Annotated in this window: 18 protein-coding genes; 14 read left to right on the top strand and 4 right to left on the bottom strand. The window is 45.8% G+C overall.

Features of this window, described 5'->3' with window-relative positions:
- Positions 1 to 118: 118 nt before the first annotated feature.
- Complete coding sequence (locus AABW11_RS14880; protein ID WP_340105918.1) at positions 119 to 1,126, top strand: 2-hydroxyacid dehydrogenase; 1,008 nt, start codon at positions 119 to 121, stop codon at positions 1,124 to 1,126.
- Between the two features lie 244 nt (positions 1,127 to 1,370).
- Here the strand turns inward: AABW11_RS14880 and AABW11_RS14875 are convergent, their stop codons facing one another.
- From AABW11_RS14875 to AABW11_RS14860, 4 genes are all read right to left on the bottom strand, one after another.
- Positions 1,371 to 1,619: a TFIIB-type zinc ribbon-containing protein gene (locus AABW11_RS14875; RefSeq protein ID WP_340105917.1), complete on the bottom strand. Its 249-nt coding sequence runs from the start codon at positions 1,617 to 1,619 to the stop codon at positions 1,371 to 1,373.
- A gap of 13 nt (positions 1,620 to 1,632) precedes the next feature.
- Entirely contained in the window at positions 1,633 to 1,929 is a 297-nt protein-coding gene (locus tag AABW11_RS14870; protein ID WP_340105916.1) for a hypothetical protein, read from the bottom strand.
- A 394-nt stretch (positions 1,930 to 2,323) separates the two neighbouring features.
- On the bottom strand, positions 2,324 to 3,511 hold the full coding sequence (locus tag AABW11_RS14865) for a hypothetical protein (protein WP_340105915.1): 1,188 nt from the start codon (positions 3,509 to 3,511) through the stop codon (positions 2,324 to 2,326).
- 905 nt (positions 3,512 to 4,416) lie between these two features.
- Complete coding sequence (locus tag AABW11_RS14860) at positions 4,417 to 5,712, bottom strand: mechanosensitive ion channel family protein (RefSeq protein WP_340105914.1); 1,296 nt, start codon at positions 5,710 to 5,712, stop codon at positions 4,417 to 4,419.
- A 242-nt stretch (positions 5,713 to 5,954) separates the two neighbouring features.
- Between AABW11_RS14860 and AABW11_RS14855 the strand changes: the two genes are divergently transcribed.
- The 13 genes from AABW11_RS14855 to AABW11_RS14795 all read left to right on the top strand — a co-directional run bounded on the left by AABW11_RS14855 (position 5,955) and on the right by AABW11_RS14795 (position 18,083).
- Complete coding sequence (locus AABW11_RS14855; protein ID WP_340105913.1) at positions 5,955 to 6,776, top strand: N-acetylmuramoyl-L-alanine amidase; 822 nt, start codon at positions 5,955 to 5,957, stop codon at positions 6,774 to 6,776.
- Positions 6,773 to 8,134, top strand: coding sequence for a hypothetical protein (locus AABW11_RS14850; RefSeq protein WP_340105912.1), 1,362 nt, complete (start codon positions 6,773 to 6,775; stop codon positions 8,132 to 8,134). Before AABW11_RS14855 ends, AABW11_RS14850 begins: the two co-directional genes overlap by 4 nt.
- A gap of 208 nt (positions 8,135 to 8,342) precedes the next feature.
- The gene (locus tag AABW11_RS14845) at positions 8,343 to 8,957 is read left to right on the top strand and encodes a DUF4255 domain-containing protein (protein ID WP_340105911.1); all 615 of its coding nucleotides are present in this window, start codon (positions 8,343 to 8,345) and stop codon (positions 8,955 to 8,957) included.
- A complete protein-coding gene (locus AABW11_RS14840) occupies positions 8,950 to 10,080 on the top strand; it encodes a hypothetical protein (protein WP_340105910.1) in 1,131 nt (376 codons plus the stop codon). Before AABW11_RS14845 ends, AABW11_RS14840 begins: the two co-directional genes overlap by 8 nt.
- 18 nt (positions 10,081 to 10,098) lie before the next feature.
- The gene (locus AABW11_RS14835) at positions 10,099 to 11,865 is read left to right on the top strand and encodes a phage tail sheath family protein (protein ID WP_340105909.1); all 1,767 of its coding nucleotides are present in this window, start codon (positions 10,099 to 10,101) and stop codon (positions 11,863 to 11,865) included.
- 116 nt (positions 11,866 to 11,981) lie between these two features.
- Positions 11,982 to 13,445, top strand: coding sequence for a phage tail sheath family protein (locus tag AABW11_RS14830; protein ID WP_340105908.1), 1,464 nt, complete (start codon positions 11,982 to 11,984; stop codon positions 13,443 to 13,445).
- A gap of 72 nt (positions 13,446 to 13,517) precedes the next feature.
- A complete protein-coding gene (locus AABW11_RS14825; RefSeq protein ID WP_340105907.1) occupies positions 13,518 to 13,952 on the top strand; it encodes a phage tail protein in 435 nt (144 codons plus the stop codon).
- A 13-nt stretch (positions 13,953 to 13,965) separates the two neighbouring features.
- Positions 13,966 to 14,433, top strand: a complete 468-nt coding sequence (locus tag AABW11_RS14820) for a phage tail protein (protein WP_340105906.1) — start codon at positions 13,966 to 13,968, stop codon at positions 14,431 to 14,433.
- Positions 14,434 to 14,449: 16 nt separating this feature from the next.
- Positions 14,450 to 14,611 carry a DUF5908 family protein gene (locus AABW11_RS14815; RefSeq protein WP_340105905.1) on the top strand — a complete coding sequence of 54 codons (162 nt, stop codon included), beginning with the start codon at positions 14,450 to 14,452 and terminating at the stop codon, positions 14,609 to 14,611.
- Positions 14,612 to 14,618: 7 nt separating this feature from the next.
- Positions 14,619 to 15,410, top strand: coding sequence for a CIS tube protein (locus AABW11_RS14810; RefSeq protein ID WP_340105904.1), 792 nt, complete (start codon positions 14,619 to 14,621; stop codon positions 15,408 to 15,410).
- Positions 15,411 to 15,421: 11 nt separating this feature from the next.
- Positions 15,422 to 17,161 carry a type VI secretion system tip protein VgrG gene (gene vgrG / locus AABW11_RS14805; RefSeq protein WP_340105903.1) on the top strand — a complete coding sequence of 580 codons (1,740 nt, stop codon included), beginning with the start codon at positions 15,422 to 15,424 and terminating at the stop codon, positions 17,159 to 17,161.
- A gap of 228 nt (positions 17,162 to 17,389) precedes the next feature.
- Positions 17,390 to 17,668: a PAAR domain-containing protein gene (locus AABW11_RS14800; protein WP_340105902.1), complete on the top strand. Its 279-nt coding sequence runs from the start codon at positions 17,390 to 17,392 to the stop codon at positions 17,666 to 17,668.
- 7 nt (positions 17,669 to 17,675) lie between these two features.
- Positions 17,676 to 18,083, top strand: a complete 408-nt coding sequence (locus AABW11_RS14795) for a GPW/gp25 family protein (protein ID WP_340105901.1) — start codon at positions 17,676 to 17,678, stop codon at positions 18,081 to 18,083.
- The last annotated feature ends 3 nt before the right edge of the window (positions 18,084 to 18,086 follow it).

Genomic DNA, 18,086 nt, shown 5'->3' with positions numbered 1-18,086 from the left:
AATCGGCACGGTATGTGTTTAGTGACTCGAAAAGCGCTGAACTTACATCATACCCTACTACAACTGGACGCTCCCGTGCTCATTTATACTCGCTCACAAATCAAACCTGACCTTCCACATGAACATCGCATTTTTCAGCACCAAGTCTTACGATAGAAATCACTTTGAAGCCAAAGTGGCTCAGTCAAACCACAACATCACGTTCTTTGAAGATGCTCTGACACTTCAAACGGCGAAATTGGTCTCGGGTTATAAAGCCGTTTGTATTTTTGTAAACAATCCAATGGATGAACCTCTAATTGCAAAAATTGCGGAGCTTGGCGTAGATGTCATCGCGCTGAGATCGGCCGGATTCAATCATGTAGATCTGGAAGCCTGCAGCAAGCATAAAATTACTGTATATCGTGTCCCCGCCTACTCTCCCGAAGCTGTTGCCGAACACACCGTGGCGCTGATTTTGACGCTTAACCGAAAAACCCACAAAGCTTATAACAGGGTTCGCGAAAATAACTATTCGCTTGAAGGTCTGACCGGCTTTAATCTTCACGGCAAAACTGTGGGAGTGATTGGGACCGGAACTATCGGAACGGCTTTTTGTAAAATTATGGCCGGGTTTGGCTGCGATATACTCGCATTCGATCCATATGAAAACGAAGAGGTGAAACAGATGGGCGGTACGTATGTCGATTTTGATGAGCTTGTCGAAAAATCCGATATCATCTCGCTGCACTGCCCTCTTATGCCACAGACACGTCACATCATCGATGGCAAATCCATCGAAAAAATGAAAGAGGGTGTTATGATTATCAACACCAGCCGCGGGGCCCTCATCGACACATCTGCCGTAATTGACGGGCTTAAGAGAAAGAAAATTGGCTTCCTGGGAATTGACGTATATGAACAAGAGGACGATCTTTTCTTTAAAGACCTTTCAGGAGAAGTAATACAGGATGACGAGATAGCCCGGCTCATGAACTTTCCTAACGTACTGATTACCGGCCACCAGGCGTTCCTGACCGATGAGGCCCTTCAGCAAATAACAGAGACTACCATACAGAATCTTACGCGACACGAAGAGGGCAAAGATGTTGAAAACGAGGTGACGGCCGCGAAAAATATTTCTTGATACCCGGGTAAAAAACTTATGCAGGGTTTAAGACAGGAATTTTTTAGGAGGGCCCGACACTTTTGGGTATTTAAAAACCTGGCTCCCTTACCATTCAGAGCGGTATTCATTTTCACTCTCTGCTTGATGACTTATCTCAGAAATATGCTGCCCTTTTTAAAGTTAAATAACCAATTCAACTTGATTTGGAGAGAATTTATAGAACCAGGTTTTGACTTCTTTAGAATGAAACTCAATGAGGATATTAAAAATCAAACAGCTCGCTCAAAAGACTCTTTTTCTTTTTTGGATACTGCTTCTTATCAGATTGATATGCATGTCTGTCAGTATATCGTTCGGCCTGACTGCTTTTAACGGTTTGTGAAGATCGCTCAATAATTTTATCAAGCTCTCCCCGATCAAGCCATACACCCCGACACTCCGGACAATAGTCAATCTCAACGCCACTTCTTTCTGTCATTACCAGATTCACGTTACAATTTGGACATTTCATAATATATACCTCGTTATTGTTTTATGATTTCTTCTATAGTTTTCATCTTCTCGCCGGAAAGAGAGTCAATTTTTGAAGTGGATTTATTAATCAATGAATCGATATTTTTCAATTTATCCCCATCCGCATTGAGGAGTGAATCAAGTGCCATAATCTTATCACTTCCTTTATTCCACAAAGAATCGAGTGACTCGGTAACTTTATTTAATTCATTGTACTTCTTCTCAACTTCTCTGCTTAATTCTCCACAAGACGTGAAAAATAGTATAGCAACAATCAGTACCAAATATTTTTCAAGAGTTATCTTCATTTTTAAATCTCGTTACGTTTATAGTGTACAGCTCGTGCTGTTTTAAGTAAAAAATAATTCTGTTAGAATATCTTGCCAGAGAAACAAAGTGACACTGCTGGTAAGACGTTTTAAAATTCTCTCTGCCAAATTGTAAATTTTATAACTCATGAAATCTCCGTAGTAGATAAGAAAGGCAATTGTCTACAACTCAATGGAAATAGTAACAGAGTAATTTTTTTAAAATATATCTAAATTAACCCTCTTATAATTCGAATTGGTTCCTGAATGAAAATTATTTGGGAATATTTTCACTCCTCAAAATCCATTCATCACTGACCAGGAACAGGGCAACTACGGATTATCTGGATCTTATTAAAGTGAGGTCTGCCTGGCTTGACAACATACGAGTATATCAACCGCAATTATTAACCAGATCCATTGTTCCGGTCTCAAAGACGAGATTTACCAGTATCAGTATTATCATAATCAAAAGATAGCTCGCCGGAAAACCCCATCTGCAAACTTTGAACAAATCAAAACTGCTTTGTTCTCTTTTTTCAAGGTTATGATTTATGGTGGCCGCAATAATGCCGAACAAAATGAACAAGTACCCAAACATGATCACATATTCAATGAATGTGTTATATGGCAGCCTGGGCAATATAGAGGCTGAGTAGAAATTGAATGCAACCACAGTAAGCATTAAAGAAAACCCTATGCCAATTTGCGTTCCAAAGTCCCGAATCCAGAAAATCGTGAATGATGCCGCTATGATTAAAAAGAGAGGCAGAAGCACCTGCCATATAAAATAGTCGCTGATCCGTTTCGCATGCACCTCAAATACGGCTTTTGAGTAGATTCCACCGTCACTCCCGGAAGTCATCGCGTCCGGAAGACCGTATGATGATGTATCCGTTACTACTTTGATGCCCGTTAGATTCCAATCCTTACCCAGTGTTGTATCGAGAGCTTTACAGGTGTCAGATGTATCCGGAAAGAGTGATAAGGTTTTAAATTTCAGGAAATTTTCATCATATGAAAACGGCTCTATTTCAACGACGAACTTTTTATAGTCGAAAGGAAATTTTCTAAAATTCATTTCTGTGTGGAAAATCCCAAAAAACCGTTCCTCATACGTAACGGTACCATTGGGTTCTATCGAGATAAGAAAGTGTTGTGTGTCCTGTTTGCCCTGAATATTGACGAATTCAAAAGCCGGAACCCAAACCTCAGATTTCATCACTTCTGAGGCTCGATCATTTTCAAAAATTAAATAAGAATCCGCAGATTCTGATTCAAAAGCCAATCGTTCATCAATCCACTGAAACTCTAGATAGCCGTCAATTTGATACGTCTCTTCAACAGAATTAACGTTGTAAATTTTATTGATGTAAAGATTGGCATCTACTTCTACGAGCGAATCCGGTGGGGCAATGTAGCCAAGCTCCTGAATATCATTGGACTGTGCCTTTACAACGTGTCCCGGAGCAAGCAACAGCCCTATTGCTGGTATGAGTTTCTCCGCAACTCTCATTTTTTTCATAAATACCAGGAGATAACGACTAATATCAGACAGATGAGCCAGACAAACTGTTTTCATTTGATTAAATATATCGTTTGTTAGCGGGTAACTTTTCACCCCTAAATACAGACTGGATGAACTGTCTTTTCATTATATGTTGAAGTGATCTTACCTTAAACTTGTTTGCACTACCCCCTCATCAGAAACCTGCGTCTAAGGCTAATAAGTTATTGCTCCCTTAAGCCGTCATAAAAAAATCCGCAGCTAAGCACCTCAACGTCTTTCTGTAAAGATTACTTAAATAATTGTGACAGTATGCAAAAGCTGCCATTAAATTCAAAGCATACATTCAAATACACGCTAATGATTTTATGCATTTTTGTCGATTGATCGGCTCTTGATGCTTACGATAGGAATCTGACCCGGATTATTCACAAAGATAAGCGTGATCCAATGTAAAGCACTAAAAATATTACACGTATGAAAAATGGAAAGCAGCCCAAATTTGGGCTAAAGGTATTGCGGCGAAATTATCCTGAGTTCGACAATTATAGAGTGGTAATTTTTTATTCAACAAAAGCAATGAGTAAAATCATCCGTGTTTACCATTTTGGGTGTCCCAGAACCTTGTCACAGTATCAGTTATCGCAGTAAATACCGTTCTCTCGGGCTTTCTGCTTGAACTGATATCATCACTTTCTAATGTAGAAAAACTAGCCCTTAGAAAGTTAATGAATTTTATAAAGTCGGTGACTGATTGTAATCAATGCTATTAAGCCGCTTTTTGTCTTGGCTATAGTTCGTTTAGTCGCTCAAGATTTTTTGCCCATTGCTTCCTGAGATATTAACCTACCATTTTACGATCTCGTCTTCGCACAACTACGGCATCTATTTCTGCTATCTGTTTAATTCCCATTCCTACTTATCCGATTCGAATACACTTGATGATATGAATTTATCGAGAGCATCAGGAAAAAATCCGGTTAGTTCAGAGAACTCAGAACCCTGAAATCACGGCCGGTGGGCTGTTGAAAAATATTTAGCCCAAACTCAGGGGCAATGGCAAGCAGGTGATCAAATATATCGGACTGAATTCCCTCATATTCCGCCCATACGGTGGTATCTACAAACACATACACTTGTAGTGGCAGGCCTTTTTCTGTCGGCTCCAGCTGACGAACCAGCATGGTGAGATCTTTTTTCGCATTTGGATGTTTTTTCAGATACTCAATGATATATGCCCGGAACGTACCTACATTAGTGAGCCACCGGCCGTTGGTAAGCGTGCTTGAGCTCGTCTTCAGATATTCGCTGTTATAGTCGTGCACGTCCTTCATTTTTTCGTTGATATAGTCTTTAAGCAAAATCGATTCCCTCAGCCGCTCGATTTCGTGATAGGTAAGAAACCGTATCGATGAGATATCAATATTCAGGGAGCGCATGATGCGCCTGCCACCCGTCTCTTGCATTCCGCGCCAGTTCCTGAAGCTGTGCTCAAGGAATTTATGGGTGGGTATAACGGAAATAGTCTTATCAAAATTCTGAACCAGTACGGTATTCAGTGCTATGTCAATTACATCTCCATCGGCGCCGAACTGGGGCATTTCGATCCAGTCGCCCACTCGGATCAGGTCGTTATTTGTCAGCTGAACACTGGCCACCAGCGAAAGCAATGTATCCCGGAACAGCAGGAGAATAATAGCCATCGCGGCACCGATACCGGTAAGAAAGTACCACGGTGATTTATCAGCAAGGCTCGACACTATAAAGAGTCCCGCAAAAACGTATACAATCACTTTCCCGAGCTGAATATAGCTCTTGATGGGTGCCTTATCAGGACCGGCATTCATCAGGTAAAGCGTATGAACGGACGACAACAGTGCGTCCAGCGCTCTTGCCCCCACCAGAACCATTGTGGCGGCAGTAAGCCGAATAATAAAGTCTGTAACCTCTTCGGGGATTTCAGGAACCAGGTTCAGACCGTTATAAATTATCAGCAGCGGAATAATAAAAAGCGCACGCTGCGGCAGCTTATGCTTCAGGATAACAGCATACCACTCAGAGACCGTTTTTTCATCCAGCTTATGAAGCAGATGGATGATCCAAACACGGATAACCAGATGCACAAGTGCTGATACAAAAAAGATAATAAACAGCCCGACTGTCGGCACAGTATACTCCCCCTGAAGTGATTCAGGAAGGATGTTAACGATTGAGTCGATCAGCTCGGACTGGGTTACTGCGGTAAGAAAAGTTTGGCCACCAATTATAGGAGACATCAGTGTATGGAGAATTTCTGAAAATATAGTCAGCATCCGTAATTTATAGAAGTTTATCCCGATTTTTGAGACCGTAAAGGTAATGAGAATTTTTCCCTATTCATGAAAAAGTTCATCAAGCTTACCCTTCACGGTGGCATCACACCCTTTTGTAAGTGTTAGATTTGTTCACTTAAATAAATTACATTTTCTAATCAGGTGACCATGATAGTTTAAACAAAAAATTAAATCCAGAGGGTATCATGAAAATTAAGGAACACAAGATTGATTCAGATCACGTATCCATAGATGAAATTGACAAAACCAGCGGTTCATTTGAAGAAGGATTGCCAGATACTATTGTCATTCACTACACAGCTGGGCCGTCGGTTTCCTCCGCTGTAAATACATTTAAAGATCCCTCTGTAGAAGCGTCCGCACATGTAGTGATCGACCATGATGGATCCATCACACAGCTTATACCGTTTAACAAAATAGGCTGGCATGCCGGGGAAAGCTCCTGGCTCGACCGAACAGATCTGAACAACTATTCCATCGGTATTGAAATTGTAAATGCCGGGAGGCTTGAAAAAACCGGGTCTGTCTGGCGATCGTGGTTCGGAAAAACCTATAGCGAAGACGATGTGCTCCGGGCTGTGCACCGGAATGAGGAAGAAGAGTCTTGGTGGCACGTCTATACCGAAAAGCAGATCACGGCCACACACGATCTGTGCCGGAATATTATGAATGCTTACAATATAAAGCACATTTTGGGCCACGAAGAAATTGCACCAGGCCGAAAGTCTGATCCGGGTCCGGCCTTTCCTCTTGACAAGCTCAGGAACCGGCTGCTTCACTCTAATAGAAAAGATCAGGGCGAAGATGACGCGGACAAGAAAACCGGCGTTGTCACCGCATCGGCCCTGAATATACGCTCAGGCCCGTCTTCATCCACCTCAACAATCGCTAAACCGCTATCCAAAAATACCAAAGTTTCTATTTTGAAAGAGCAAAACGGTTGGTATAATGTAGAGGTAAAGCTGCGCGGCTGGGTTTTTAAAGAATATATTCACAATACAGAATGAGCAGATCACCTTCTCACCTGACCGGTGGAATTGTCTGGAAAAATATTAAAGGGCATCAACGCATCGCCATCATTTCTGATGATGGTACCGGAGTAGAGTGGAAACTCCCTGTTGTCGTGCAAGATCCCTACAGCCTAACGAAAGCCGATCCATTTCAGGACATTGCAAAGCTGGTTGGCACAGAAATAAAAGATCCCATCTCCGCCGATACGCTCTTCTATCCCGATCTTGATCCGCCCGAATACGCTATCTTCTGGCACCTTCGGGTCAGGGCTAACACCCGTCAATTCTCTCCGGCACGAAACCACAATGTACGCTGGGTGTCTCCCGCTGAGGCAGTTAAAAAGCTCACCCTTGAATCGGAAAAAGAGCTGATCAAATCGATAGAATTCCCGTCAGATTTTTATGATTCAGCCAGCGGCAACATAACTCTGCGTTACGATTACAAGGCACCCGTAAAACAATACTTAGACAGCGACGCACTTGCACTCGAGAGGCTTGAAGGTGACCTTAGAGCCCATAGTGCTGTTCTTGAATACAGGATACGGGAAAACTCACTCGAGGATGGAAGTATACCTGCATGGGGTGAGCAGGCCGGGGCTCTTGTGACTATGGCTTATGAACAGATGAAACGCGGTAAAATAGACCCGGCGTGGAAAAGCCTTCATGCCTCGGTCAGGCTCTCCATTTTTGGGATGGAACAGAATCAGCTCAATGATCTTGCCAAACGGTTTCGTCAGGAGGCCACGAATCTTAATGAATGGCGTCAAAAAGCCGTCTACCGACTTTTGGGCGAATTTGAACAACCGGGTCAAAACCTCTCTGCTTCTTCCCTCTATCTTGCCGCCGAAATTCGGGATGAACATTTCAGCAACAACTATTACAAGAACCGCCTCACAAAATCGGTTATCAACACGCTTCTTGTTCTATTAACGGTTACCATTGTTTTTATTTTTGTCTACATCGCATATATAACTCAATTATTTCCCGTAGCCCTCATCTCGTCTCCAGGGGGTGACCGTCTAATCCAAACACTGCCGACGCTAACCGGCGTGATGTTGTTCGGATTGTTCGGCGGCGTGATGAGTTCACTGTTCCGGGTTAAGAAAACCTCAGACAATCTGAAGAATCCAGAGTTAATCAGCTCCCACTTTTTCACAACCATTCGTGTGTTTACGGGAGGTGCCGCAGCCATCGCTTTTTTCTTTTTTCTGGAGTCGGAATTCTTCAACCTTGTCTTGCCGGTACTTGACCTTCAACCTGCAAGCGGCACAACCTATTTCGTGATATCATTTGTCTGTGGCTTTTCAGAACGGTTATTGATACGGGCTGTGGCTTCGGTTGCGGATAAAGAATAACAACAAAACCTTTTCTCATCCTATATTTCCACCCCTGAAACCTCAAAGATTACTATCTGATTGGGACCAGTCTGCTTAAAAAATTCGGTAGTAATATTCGGTAGTAAAGATGGGTAGTGAGACTCAGTGATTTATTATATATAGTGAAAAGAGATCATTGAGTTATCCACTTGCAATAACATATTGAAGCCTCAGAGGGAACAGTTACATGATTCACACGTCGCTATCTTTTCTTACCCAGCAGATCAACGAATATTTAAAGCTACGGACTGACGACCTTAACACCGAGCGGATTTTTTTAACAAGTGTTGCCACAGAAAATGGCATCGTCATTCCTCCCAGTTCCCTTGGGCTTTCACTGATCAATATTGAAGAAGAGCGGCATTTCAAAGATCAGAAAACCACCGTTCTGAATGAAAATGGGGTAACTGAACAGATGAATCCGGAAATAAAGCTAAACCTGTTCATTCTTATCTCGGCTAACTTTCAGGACACACTGAATGATGACACAACCGACGATTACGTGGAGGGGCTGAAGCAGCTTTCGTATGTGATCTCATTTTTTCAATCAAAGAATGTTTTTACGCCTGACAATTCACCTGAAATGAGTGAAGAAGACCCGGACCTTCGAAAACTGGTTGTGGAGCTTTATTCCTATTCGTTTGAGCAGCTCTACAACTTCTGGAGTGTGGTGGGAACCAAATACCTGCCCTCGGTTCTTTACCGTGTTCGGCTGATCCGCTTCCAGGAGAAATCGATAAAATCAACGGCACTGCCTATCGAGAAAATTGGAATTAACAGTCACGGAGCTAATCATGGTTAGCATCAACTATACAAGGCTGTTTAATCTGAGGATGAGTCACTCGTATTACGATGATAAACGCGCCCGGGGTCTTTACCTTCGGCCAACACGCCGAACGCTACGTCTGCTCAGCGGGGCAAACATGCTTTTCAAATCTATACCAAACGGTATTGTCATTTTATACAGGGCCGAAGCCGATGAGATCACACCGGTGGTTACCTTGCCGCCCGATCAGCAGTTTACATTTGTGCTGATGGCCGACAACCGTGCTGAGTTTCAAAACATTACCCAGCTCGATGTCTCTGCCGATGACAGGTTTTCATCAACCAGTGTGCTTCACTTTATCAATGATCCCGATGATGCAACCGGTGATGCCGATAATCCTGAAGAGCTGGTGCATTCGCTAATTGACGATATTAAAAATAGCCTTTTTACGCATAGTATCAGTCTGGACCCACCACCGAACGAGATTTTGCTTCGAATAACCAGCCCGGACGGCACTACAACCGTTCCTGCAGGACAAAAAACTGACGGTTCTTCTTTGCCGGATCCGCTTCCCATCACAAAAGGTGATGACGATGTCTTCAGGCAGCAAATAGATTTACGCCAGCGACCGCCCGGGCTCTACACCTTTACCATTCGCAATACCGATGATGATAGCACGCTGAAAGAAGATCGATTTTACATCGATGACGATCTGGCGTCACAAAAACTCCTGGGAATTGTTGACATCAAATATAAAAATAGCCCGAATCATCTCTATGGAGAAACCGAGGAGTCCGAACTTGTCTTTTCTCGCAAAGAGACTGTCTGGACCTACTATGTAGTCAACAAAAACGGATACGTCATATTTGATGACCACGATTTAGAGATCAGTGATCCCGGCTCTGCAAATTACCCGGCTGTTGCCTTTAACCGCGAGGGAGACGAGCCACACACCGATATTAAAATCAACGGCTTCGAAACAGTTGTATTCAAATCAAATGTGCCCATTCCGTTTAAAGATCAACCCAAGTCTAACTTGCAGCTTTTGAGAAACCCCGGAGGCACAGTTCTGGTCAAGCACCTGCCAAATCCATCGCATTCCGGTGTTGTGAAAAAACAGAATGGCCAATTAGAAAGCGAAGTTTTTGTTTTCATTTAACTTTTAACTCCTGTACCTATGCCCGATTATAAAACACCCGGTGTCTACATTGAAGAGATCTCAACCCTGCCGGCTTCCGTTGCAGCTGTTGCTACCGCTATCCCTGCGTTTGTAGGCTACACACAAAAAAAAGAGCGGAATGGGGAAACCATCCTCGATGCCACTCCCGTCCGTATCACTTCCATGCTGGAATACCAGGAAATATTTGGTATGCCGTTTGATGAGCAGTATGCGATCACACTTTCCCCCAATCCTGATGATCCCGATATCACGGATATTTCCATTCCGGAGCCATCGGGAGTGTCGCCCTACCTGCTTTACTACCAGCTACAAATGTTTTATGCGAATGGCGGTGGCCCCTGTCATGTGGTTTCCGTGGGAACGTACGTAGATGCCCCTGCTTCATCATCCGACATAAGCGTGGGAGATCTGGAAGCAGGTATTACCGCGCTGGAACAGGAAGATGAGCCTACGCTGCTGGTCGTTCCGGAGGCTGTTCACTTAGATTCAACCGACCGAACAACCATTCATAATCAACTGCTGGCTCAGTGCAACAAGCTGCAGGACCGTTTTGCCATTATGGATGCGCTGGCTAACCCCGACACCAATACGGTAGTTCAAGATGCTGCAGCTTTCCGTGATGAGGTGGGTACAAGCAATCTGAAGTATGGAGCATCCTATTATCCCTCGCTTAAAACCAGCCTGAATCGATATTACAACGATGCTTCTGTGCTGATTACCGACAATCGGCCAACCGCCGGTGAGGGGCCCTATCATTTAAGTTCGCTGAAGGTGATTGGAGAAGGGGACAATTACGCAGTTGGGCAGATTTCATTTTCCGGCAATGATGTTGTAGGCGATGTATTTGACATTGATGGCGAAACATTTGAAGCGGTGGCCTCAGAAGGGGATGATCCGGTTACAGGTGATCACGGTTTTGTGCGAGGATCTGGCCCGGCTACAACGGCAGCCAGCCTTCTGGAAGCCATTCGTGAAGCCGGCAATGAGAACTACACGGCTGAGCGATCCGCCGAAATTATCACCCTCACGGCTACAGCTGAAGGTACAGCGGGGGCAGGCATTGTTCTCACATACACCGATAACGGAGGCGGGGAAGCCAGTGTATCCGGTAACGGCACATTTGAGATTATAGATCCTGACAAAACCCTCTACAACAGGATTAAAAATCGGCTTGACAGGTCTGTTGAACTCTACCCATCCGGAGCTATGGCAGGCATATACGCCCGTGTAGACCGTCAGCGCGGTGTTTGGAAAGCTCCTGCAAATGTAAGTGTAAACCGTGTGCGTGAGCCCGGCCTTCCCATCAGCAGCCAGGACCAGGAGGGGCTGAATGTGGATGCAACCACTGGAAAATCGATTAACGCTATCCGTCAGTTCGCCGGTAAAGGGACTATGGTTTGGGGAGCCCGAACGCTGGCCGGCAACGACAACGAGTGGCGCTATATTCCCGTGAGACGGCTGTTCATATTCGTTGAAGAGTCTATCGAGAAAGCCACGGAGTTTGTTGTGTTTGAGCCCAACGATGCCAAAACGTGGCTGCGAGTAAAATCGATGATAGAGAATTTCCTGGCGAAACTCTGGAGAGATGGCGCCCTGGCCGGTGCCACACCGGATGAGGCCTTTTTCGTGAAAGTAGGCCTCGGGCAAACGATGACGCCACTCGACATTCTGGAGGGGCGAATGATTATTGAAGTTGGCCTTGCAGCAGTGCGTCCGGCTGAATTTATCATCCTGAAATTCTCTCACAAACTGCAGGAATCGTGATGGACAACTATCTAGAATAATTCAGGAGTATGCCCCTTTCCATCACACCAGAAAAGTGGACTTTATGAGAATCAATTTTAAATCAAACTAAGGTAATAACAACAAATCCCACTACTATGCCAGACTATAAAACACCCGGCGTTTACATTGAAGAGATCTCCACACTGCCCGCTTCTGTAGCTGCAGTGGCTACTGCAATTCCCGCATTTATTGGTCACACGGACAAGGCAGGCAAAAGGAATGATCCGGAAGAGCTTCGCGGAGAACCCACCCGCATTACCTCCATGCTTGATTATATTGAAATTTTCGGCGGGCCAAATCCCGAAGAGCTCGAAGTGACCGTAACGGATACCTACACCGGAACAGACGGTGAAGAGGCAGAAATGATTGACCGGAAAATTGAAGCGAAACTGCCTGGCACCATCAGCAATTATAAAATGTACTACGCCCTGCAGATGTTCTTCAACAATGGAGGCGGGCCTTGCTATGTAGTATCGGTAAACGATTATGACAACGCTGTTGATCCCGGTAATGACACCACACCCACAAGCCTGATCGGCGGACTTACAAGACTGGCAAAATACGATGAACCCACTCTGATCGTTTTTCCCGACCAGCTGGGAATTGCCGACTATAAAGATGTGTACGAAGCCGCCCTTACCCAGTGCCGTACTCTGCGCGACCGCTTTGTAATTATGGATGTAAAAGAGGTAACGGATGATCCCATTGCCGATGCCGGCACTTTCAGGAATGACGGAATTGGAAAGGGGAACCTTAAATATGGCGCAGTGTACTATCCCTACCTAAAAACCAGCCTCAGCTATGGCTATCATGATTCAGAGGATGAATCCCTGGAAATAGAGAGGGTATATGTGTACGAGGGAACCGGCACTCCGAATCCCCCTATCCCAACAAATGGAAATGAAAATCTTTTCGATATTTCAGAGAATGATCCAAGCTTATATCGCTCCATCACCGCCGAACTTTCCAAATTACGGGTGGACCTGGCGCCCTCGGCCGCGATCGCTGGAATTTATGCAAGGGTTGACCGCCAGCGCGGTGTCTGGAAGGCCCCGGCCAATGTGGATGTCCGCTCGGTTGTTGGCCCTACCCTGAAAGTATCGCATGCCCAGCAGGAAACCCTGAATGTGGACGCCGGTTCCGGAAAATCGATCAACGCCATCCGGACGTTTACAGGCAAGGGAACGCTTGTATGGGGTGCCCGAACACTGGCCGGCAACGACAATGAGTGGCGCTACATCCCCGTAAGACGACTCTATATTTTTGTGGAAGAATCAGTGAAAAAAGCTACGGAATTTGTGGTTTTCGAACCGAACACCGCCAACACCTGGCTGCGTGTAAAATCGATGATCGAGAACTTCCTATCCAAGCTTTGGAGAGATGGCGCCCTGGCTGGGGCCAAGCCCGAAGAGGCGTTCTTTGTACGCGTGGGCCTGGGGCAAACGATGAACGCGATCGACATCCTTGAAGGACGAATGAATGTAGAAATCGGGCTTGCTGCCGTGCGGCCCGCCGAGTTTATCATCCTGAAATTCTCTCACAAACTGCAGGAGTCCTAATATTTCGAGATAGCAATACACATATTCTATTATCCAAATACGATTAAACCAACAAACCAAACCTGAACGATTATGGCTGTTAATTATCCAGTATCCGCATTTCACTACCAGGTTGAGTCCGGCATGACCCGTATCGGGTTCACCGAAGTCACCGGGCTGAACGTAGAACTACAAACCATCGACTACAGGGAGGGCAGTTCGCTTGATTACCAGGTGAGCAAGATGCCCGGCATTCCGCAGTACTCCAATATCACCCTGAAGCGGGGTGTGTTCAGATCAGATAATGAGTTTTTCCAGTGGCTGAACACGGTAAAAATGAACAACATTGAGCGTCGTGACATTACCATCAGCCTGCTGAATGAAGAGCATGAGCCGGTGATGGTATGGAAAGTTCGGGAGGCCTGGCCCTGCAAAGTTGAGGGACCCTCGCTCAACTCCACCGGAAACGAAGTGGCTGTTGAGTCGATTGAACTCTGCCACGAAGGTCTTGTGATAGAAACTCCGTAAACAAAGGTTCACCATGGCTCAGTTTCATCCGCCCACCGGTTTTCATTTTTTGGTCAGGTTTGAAGGACTTCAGAACATATACCCTGGCATTCCTGATGTGGGGTTCCAGGAAGTATCCGGAATCAACGTGGATATCGGTGTGGAGGAGTACCAGGAAGGCGGCGAAAACCGGTTCGCGCACAGGCTCCCGCAGCCGGTAAGCTACCCTAACTTAATAATGAAACGGGGCATCCTGATCGACTCTCAGCTTGTACAGTGGTTTAGAGGAGCCGTGGAGGGATTCACATTTGAAGCAAACGACATCAGCGTTGTTTTGCTGAATAATGACCATGACCCACTACAGGCGTGGAATTTCATCAACGCCTGGCCTGTAAAATGGTCGGTTGACGGACTTCACGCCGAAGAAAACAAGATCATGATTGAGAGCATTGAGTTTGCCTACCAGTACTATCGGCGAATCAATCCTGTTTCCATATCGTAACCTTAAATCAGCCAATATGCCAATTGAAGTTCGGGAACTTGTGATAAAAGCCGTTGTGAACAACAAGGACAAACCGACATCGGGAAAAATGACAAGTGATAAAGAGGCTTCCCGCAAAAATGTGGAAGCCGGTCTGGAAGAAGTGCTGAAACTAATTAGAAACCGAAACGAGCGGTAGTAAACGTATGGGCTTAAAAGATATCTTTTCGCCGCTGGGCGGCCTCGAGAAACTAAAGATTACTGCTTTTGAGGATGATGAGTATTCAGCGACAACAGCCACCTACGTGGTGATGTATAATCCCACATCATTCAGCTACAAGGTAACCTCAGACTGGCTCCCCGAGGAAGGTGTGGATCCTGATGCGCGACAGCTGCAGTTTCGCGCCAACAAATCGGACAGCGTCTCTTTTGAGTTCCTGTTTGATGCGACCGGCGCATCTCCTCCCGGCAACGATATGTCTGGCGACCTCGACCTGGACTATCTTGGCGATAATAGCATCAACCGCGACCTGATCAGCAACGAGCGTGAAAGTGCTATTGAGATAATCCAGGAAGATAAACATGTGGACCGTGCGATAACCCGCTACCTGGAAATCACACAAAATATCCAGTCATCCACCCATACACCAAACTACCTTCAGATCAACTGGGGGGCCTACCAGTTTCGGGGGGTGGTTCAGGATACAACTATCAGCTACAAGCTCTTTAATTCTGCCGGTCTTCCTATCCGCGCCACGGTTAGTTCTAACTTTGTACAGTCTCTCTCCCGAAGAGAGCAGGCGGCCCTGGCGGGACGAGAATCGGCTGATCTTACCCACAAACGGATTGTAAAAGAGGGAGATACCCTGCCTTTGCTGGCTAAACGAATATACGGTGACCCATCTTTTTACATCGAAATTGCAAAAGCGAATAATTTGAAAAATTTCAGAAATCTAAAGGCAGGGCAGGAACTCGTTCTGCCACCTGTTCAAAAATAAATTAACCTACTGTGCCTGTAATACCCACACAAGCCAATACAAACCTGGCAACCTTCCGGATCTTTTCTAACGGCGAAGAACTCCCCGATGAAATAGGTCTTTCCTCAATATTCATTACCAAAAGTGTGAACAGTATCCCAAAAGCAACCATTGAACTATTTGATGGAAGCCTCGCTAACGAAGATTTCACACTGAGTGCCGGTGAGTTATTCACCCCCGGTAACGAGATTGAAATTAAGGCGGGATACCGGTCCGTTGAGGATACCATTTTCAAAGGCATTTTGATTAAACACGGCATTGAAGCGAAGACAGATCAACCCTCTAAACTTCGGGTTGAACTGCGTGATATGAGCGTTAAAATGACCATTGGTCGTAAAAACCGCTATTTCGAAGAGGTGAGCGATAGCGAGATCATCGAAGATCTGCTGGAGGGTTACGGCCTTGATTCAGAATTAGAACAAACAGCCGTCACGCATAAGGAGATGGTTCAGTATTACTGTACCGACTGGGATTACATGCTTACCCGCGCAGAGGTAAATGGGCAGCTTGTGTTTGCGGATGACGGAAAAGTCACCGTAAAAGCCCCCTCTTTTGACGACCCCATATTAACACTGCATTATGGGCAAAATGTATTTGAATTTGAAGCCGATATGGACGCCCGTGACCAATACTCCTCCACGGTTGGCAAGTCATGGGATTTTATAAAACAGGAGGTTACAGAACTGGAGGCCGACGACAGTGCTCCCGATGCCCATGGTAATATTTCCGCTGCCGATCTGGCTGGGGTGATCGGACTCGATAACTGGACGATGCAGCACAACGGACACCTGCCCGACCAGGAACTGCAGCTATGGACTGATGCAAAACTGATGCGAAGCCGACTGGCTAAGATTCGCGGCCGGGTAACCATCATCGGGTTCACCGACATCAAGCCGGGACACACGATTGAGCTTGAAGGATTTGGTGGCCGTTTTAATGGCAAAGCCTTTGTCTCTTCCATTTTTCACGAGTTTGCCCCGGATAAAAAATGGGTGACACACATCCAGTTTGGGCTCGATCCGCAGTGGTTTTCACATAAATATGATGACATCATCGAAAAACCTGCGTCCGGCCTTCTCCCTGCTATCCAGGGCCTTCACCAGGGAATCGTCACCGATCTCGAAGATCCCGATGGCGAAGGACGTGTAAAGGTTCGCATTCCGGTGATTAGTACGGAGGAAGCGGGAATCTGGGCACGGCTTGCCACACCAGATGCGGGAGCTGGCAGAGGCGTCCAGTTTTACCCGGAGCCGGATGATGAAGTAGTGGTAGGGTTTTTTAACGACGATCCGCGCGACCCGGTCATTTTGGGAGGGATTCACAGCAGCTCAAAAGCCCCACCCTATGACGTTAACGAAGATAATTTCGAAAAAGGAGTTGTAACCCGCAGCGAGCTAAAACTGACGTTTAACGACGATTTGAAAAGTGTGACCATAGAAACCCCAAACGGGAACAAATTGGTCATCAGCGATGATGAAGGGGCAATTCTTCTGGAAGATGAAAACGGAAACAAGGCACAGCTGAGCAGTGACGGAATCACTCTTGAAAGTGCAACTGACCTGATCCTGAAAGCCACGGGGGATGTGAAGATTGAAGGAACCAACGTAGAAATTGCAGCTAATGCGCAATTCAAAGCCGAGGGCAGCGCAGGGGCCGAAATTTCCACCAGCGGCCAGGCCGTGCTGAAAGGATCGATTGTGCAGATTAATTGACCTTTACAGGAAAAGTATGCTTTCGACAAATACTCGTGAACAAGAAATTTGGTGAGATAAAAGGAATCATAATGAATCTTTTAATGGCGATAGATACAAATTCGAATGTTACTCATTACATAGCCCCCCTCCATATGGAGTGTTTTTGCGACATAGGAGCCTGTCCTACTACCGGCGGAAGAGGACGGGGGTGGGTCAGAAATATCAATCACCCAATTGGAGGAATATATGCCTGCAGCAGCCCGAATGTCTGATACTACAACCCATGGCGGAACCATAGTTGGGCCAGGAGAACCTACCGTGCTGATAGGCGGAATGCCTGCGGCAGTAATGGGTGATAACCATGTTTGTTCGCTGCCTCCAAATTCCCATCAGCCAACTGTAAGTCCGTTTTTGATTGGCAGTACAACCGTGCTGATTGGCGGTAAACCGGCCATTCGTGTCGGCGATACCTGCCTGTGCGGAGCTGGTGCTGCTGTGGGTGAACCAACCGTAATGATAGGATAGAAACACAATGGCAGAACAGAACTCCATATTAGGAAGAGGGTGGTCATTCCCGATACGCTTTAAGAAAGGCAGTTCAACCGCAGAGCTTTCGGAAGATGAGAAAGATATCCGGGAAAGCCTGATTATACTGCTGAAAACGAGTCTCGGAGAGCGTGTCATGCGGCCGGATTACGGTGCCAATATGGAGGACATGCTCTTCGAAGCGATCAATGTCACGACGGCAAGTATTATCATCAACCGGCTGAAGCGCGCCATCCTGTTTCACGAACCGCGGGTAAAGGCCAATAATATTGACCTGGTGCCGGATCGTGCCGAAGGGCGTATACAGGTCACCCTGGAGTATACCATCATTGCAACCAATTCCCGATCGAATCTTGTATTTCCCTACTACCTGGACGAAGGAACAAATATCTGATCC

This window comes from Rhodohalobacter sp. 8-1 (assembly GCF_038150125.1).
Taxonomy (GTDB): domain Bacteria; phylum Bacteroidota; class Rhodothermia; order Balneolales; family Balneolaceae; genus SW132.
This window is presented reverse-complemented; position numbering and strand designations above follow the sequence as displayed.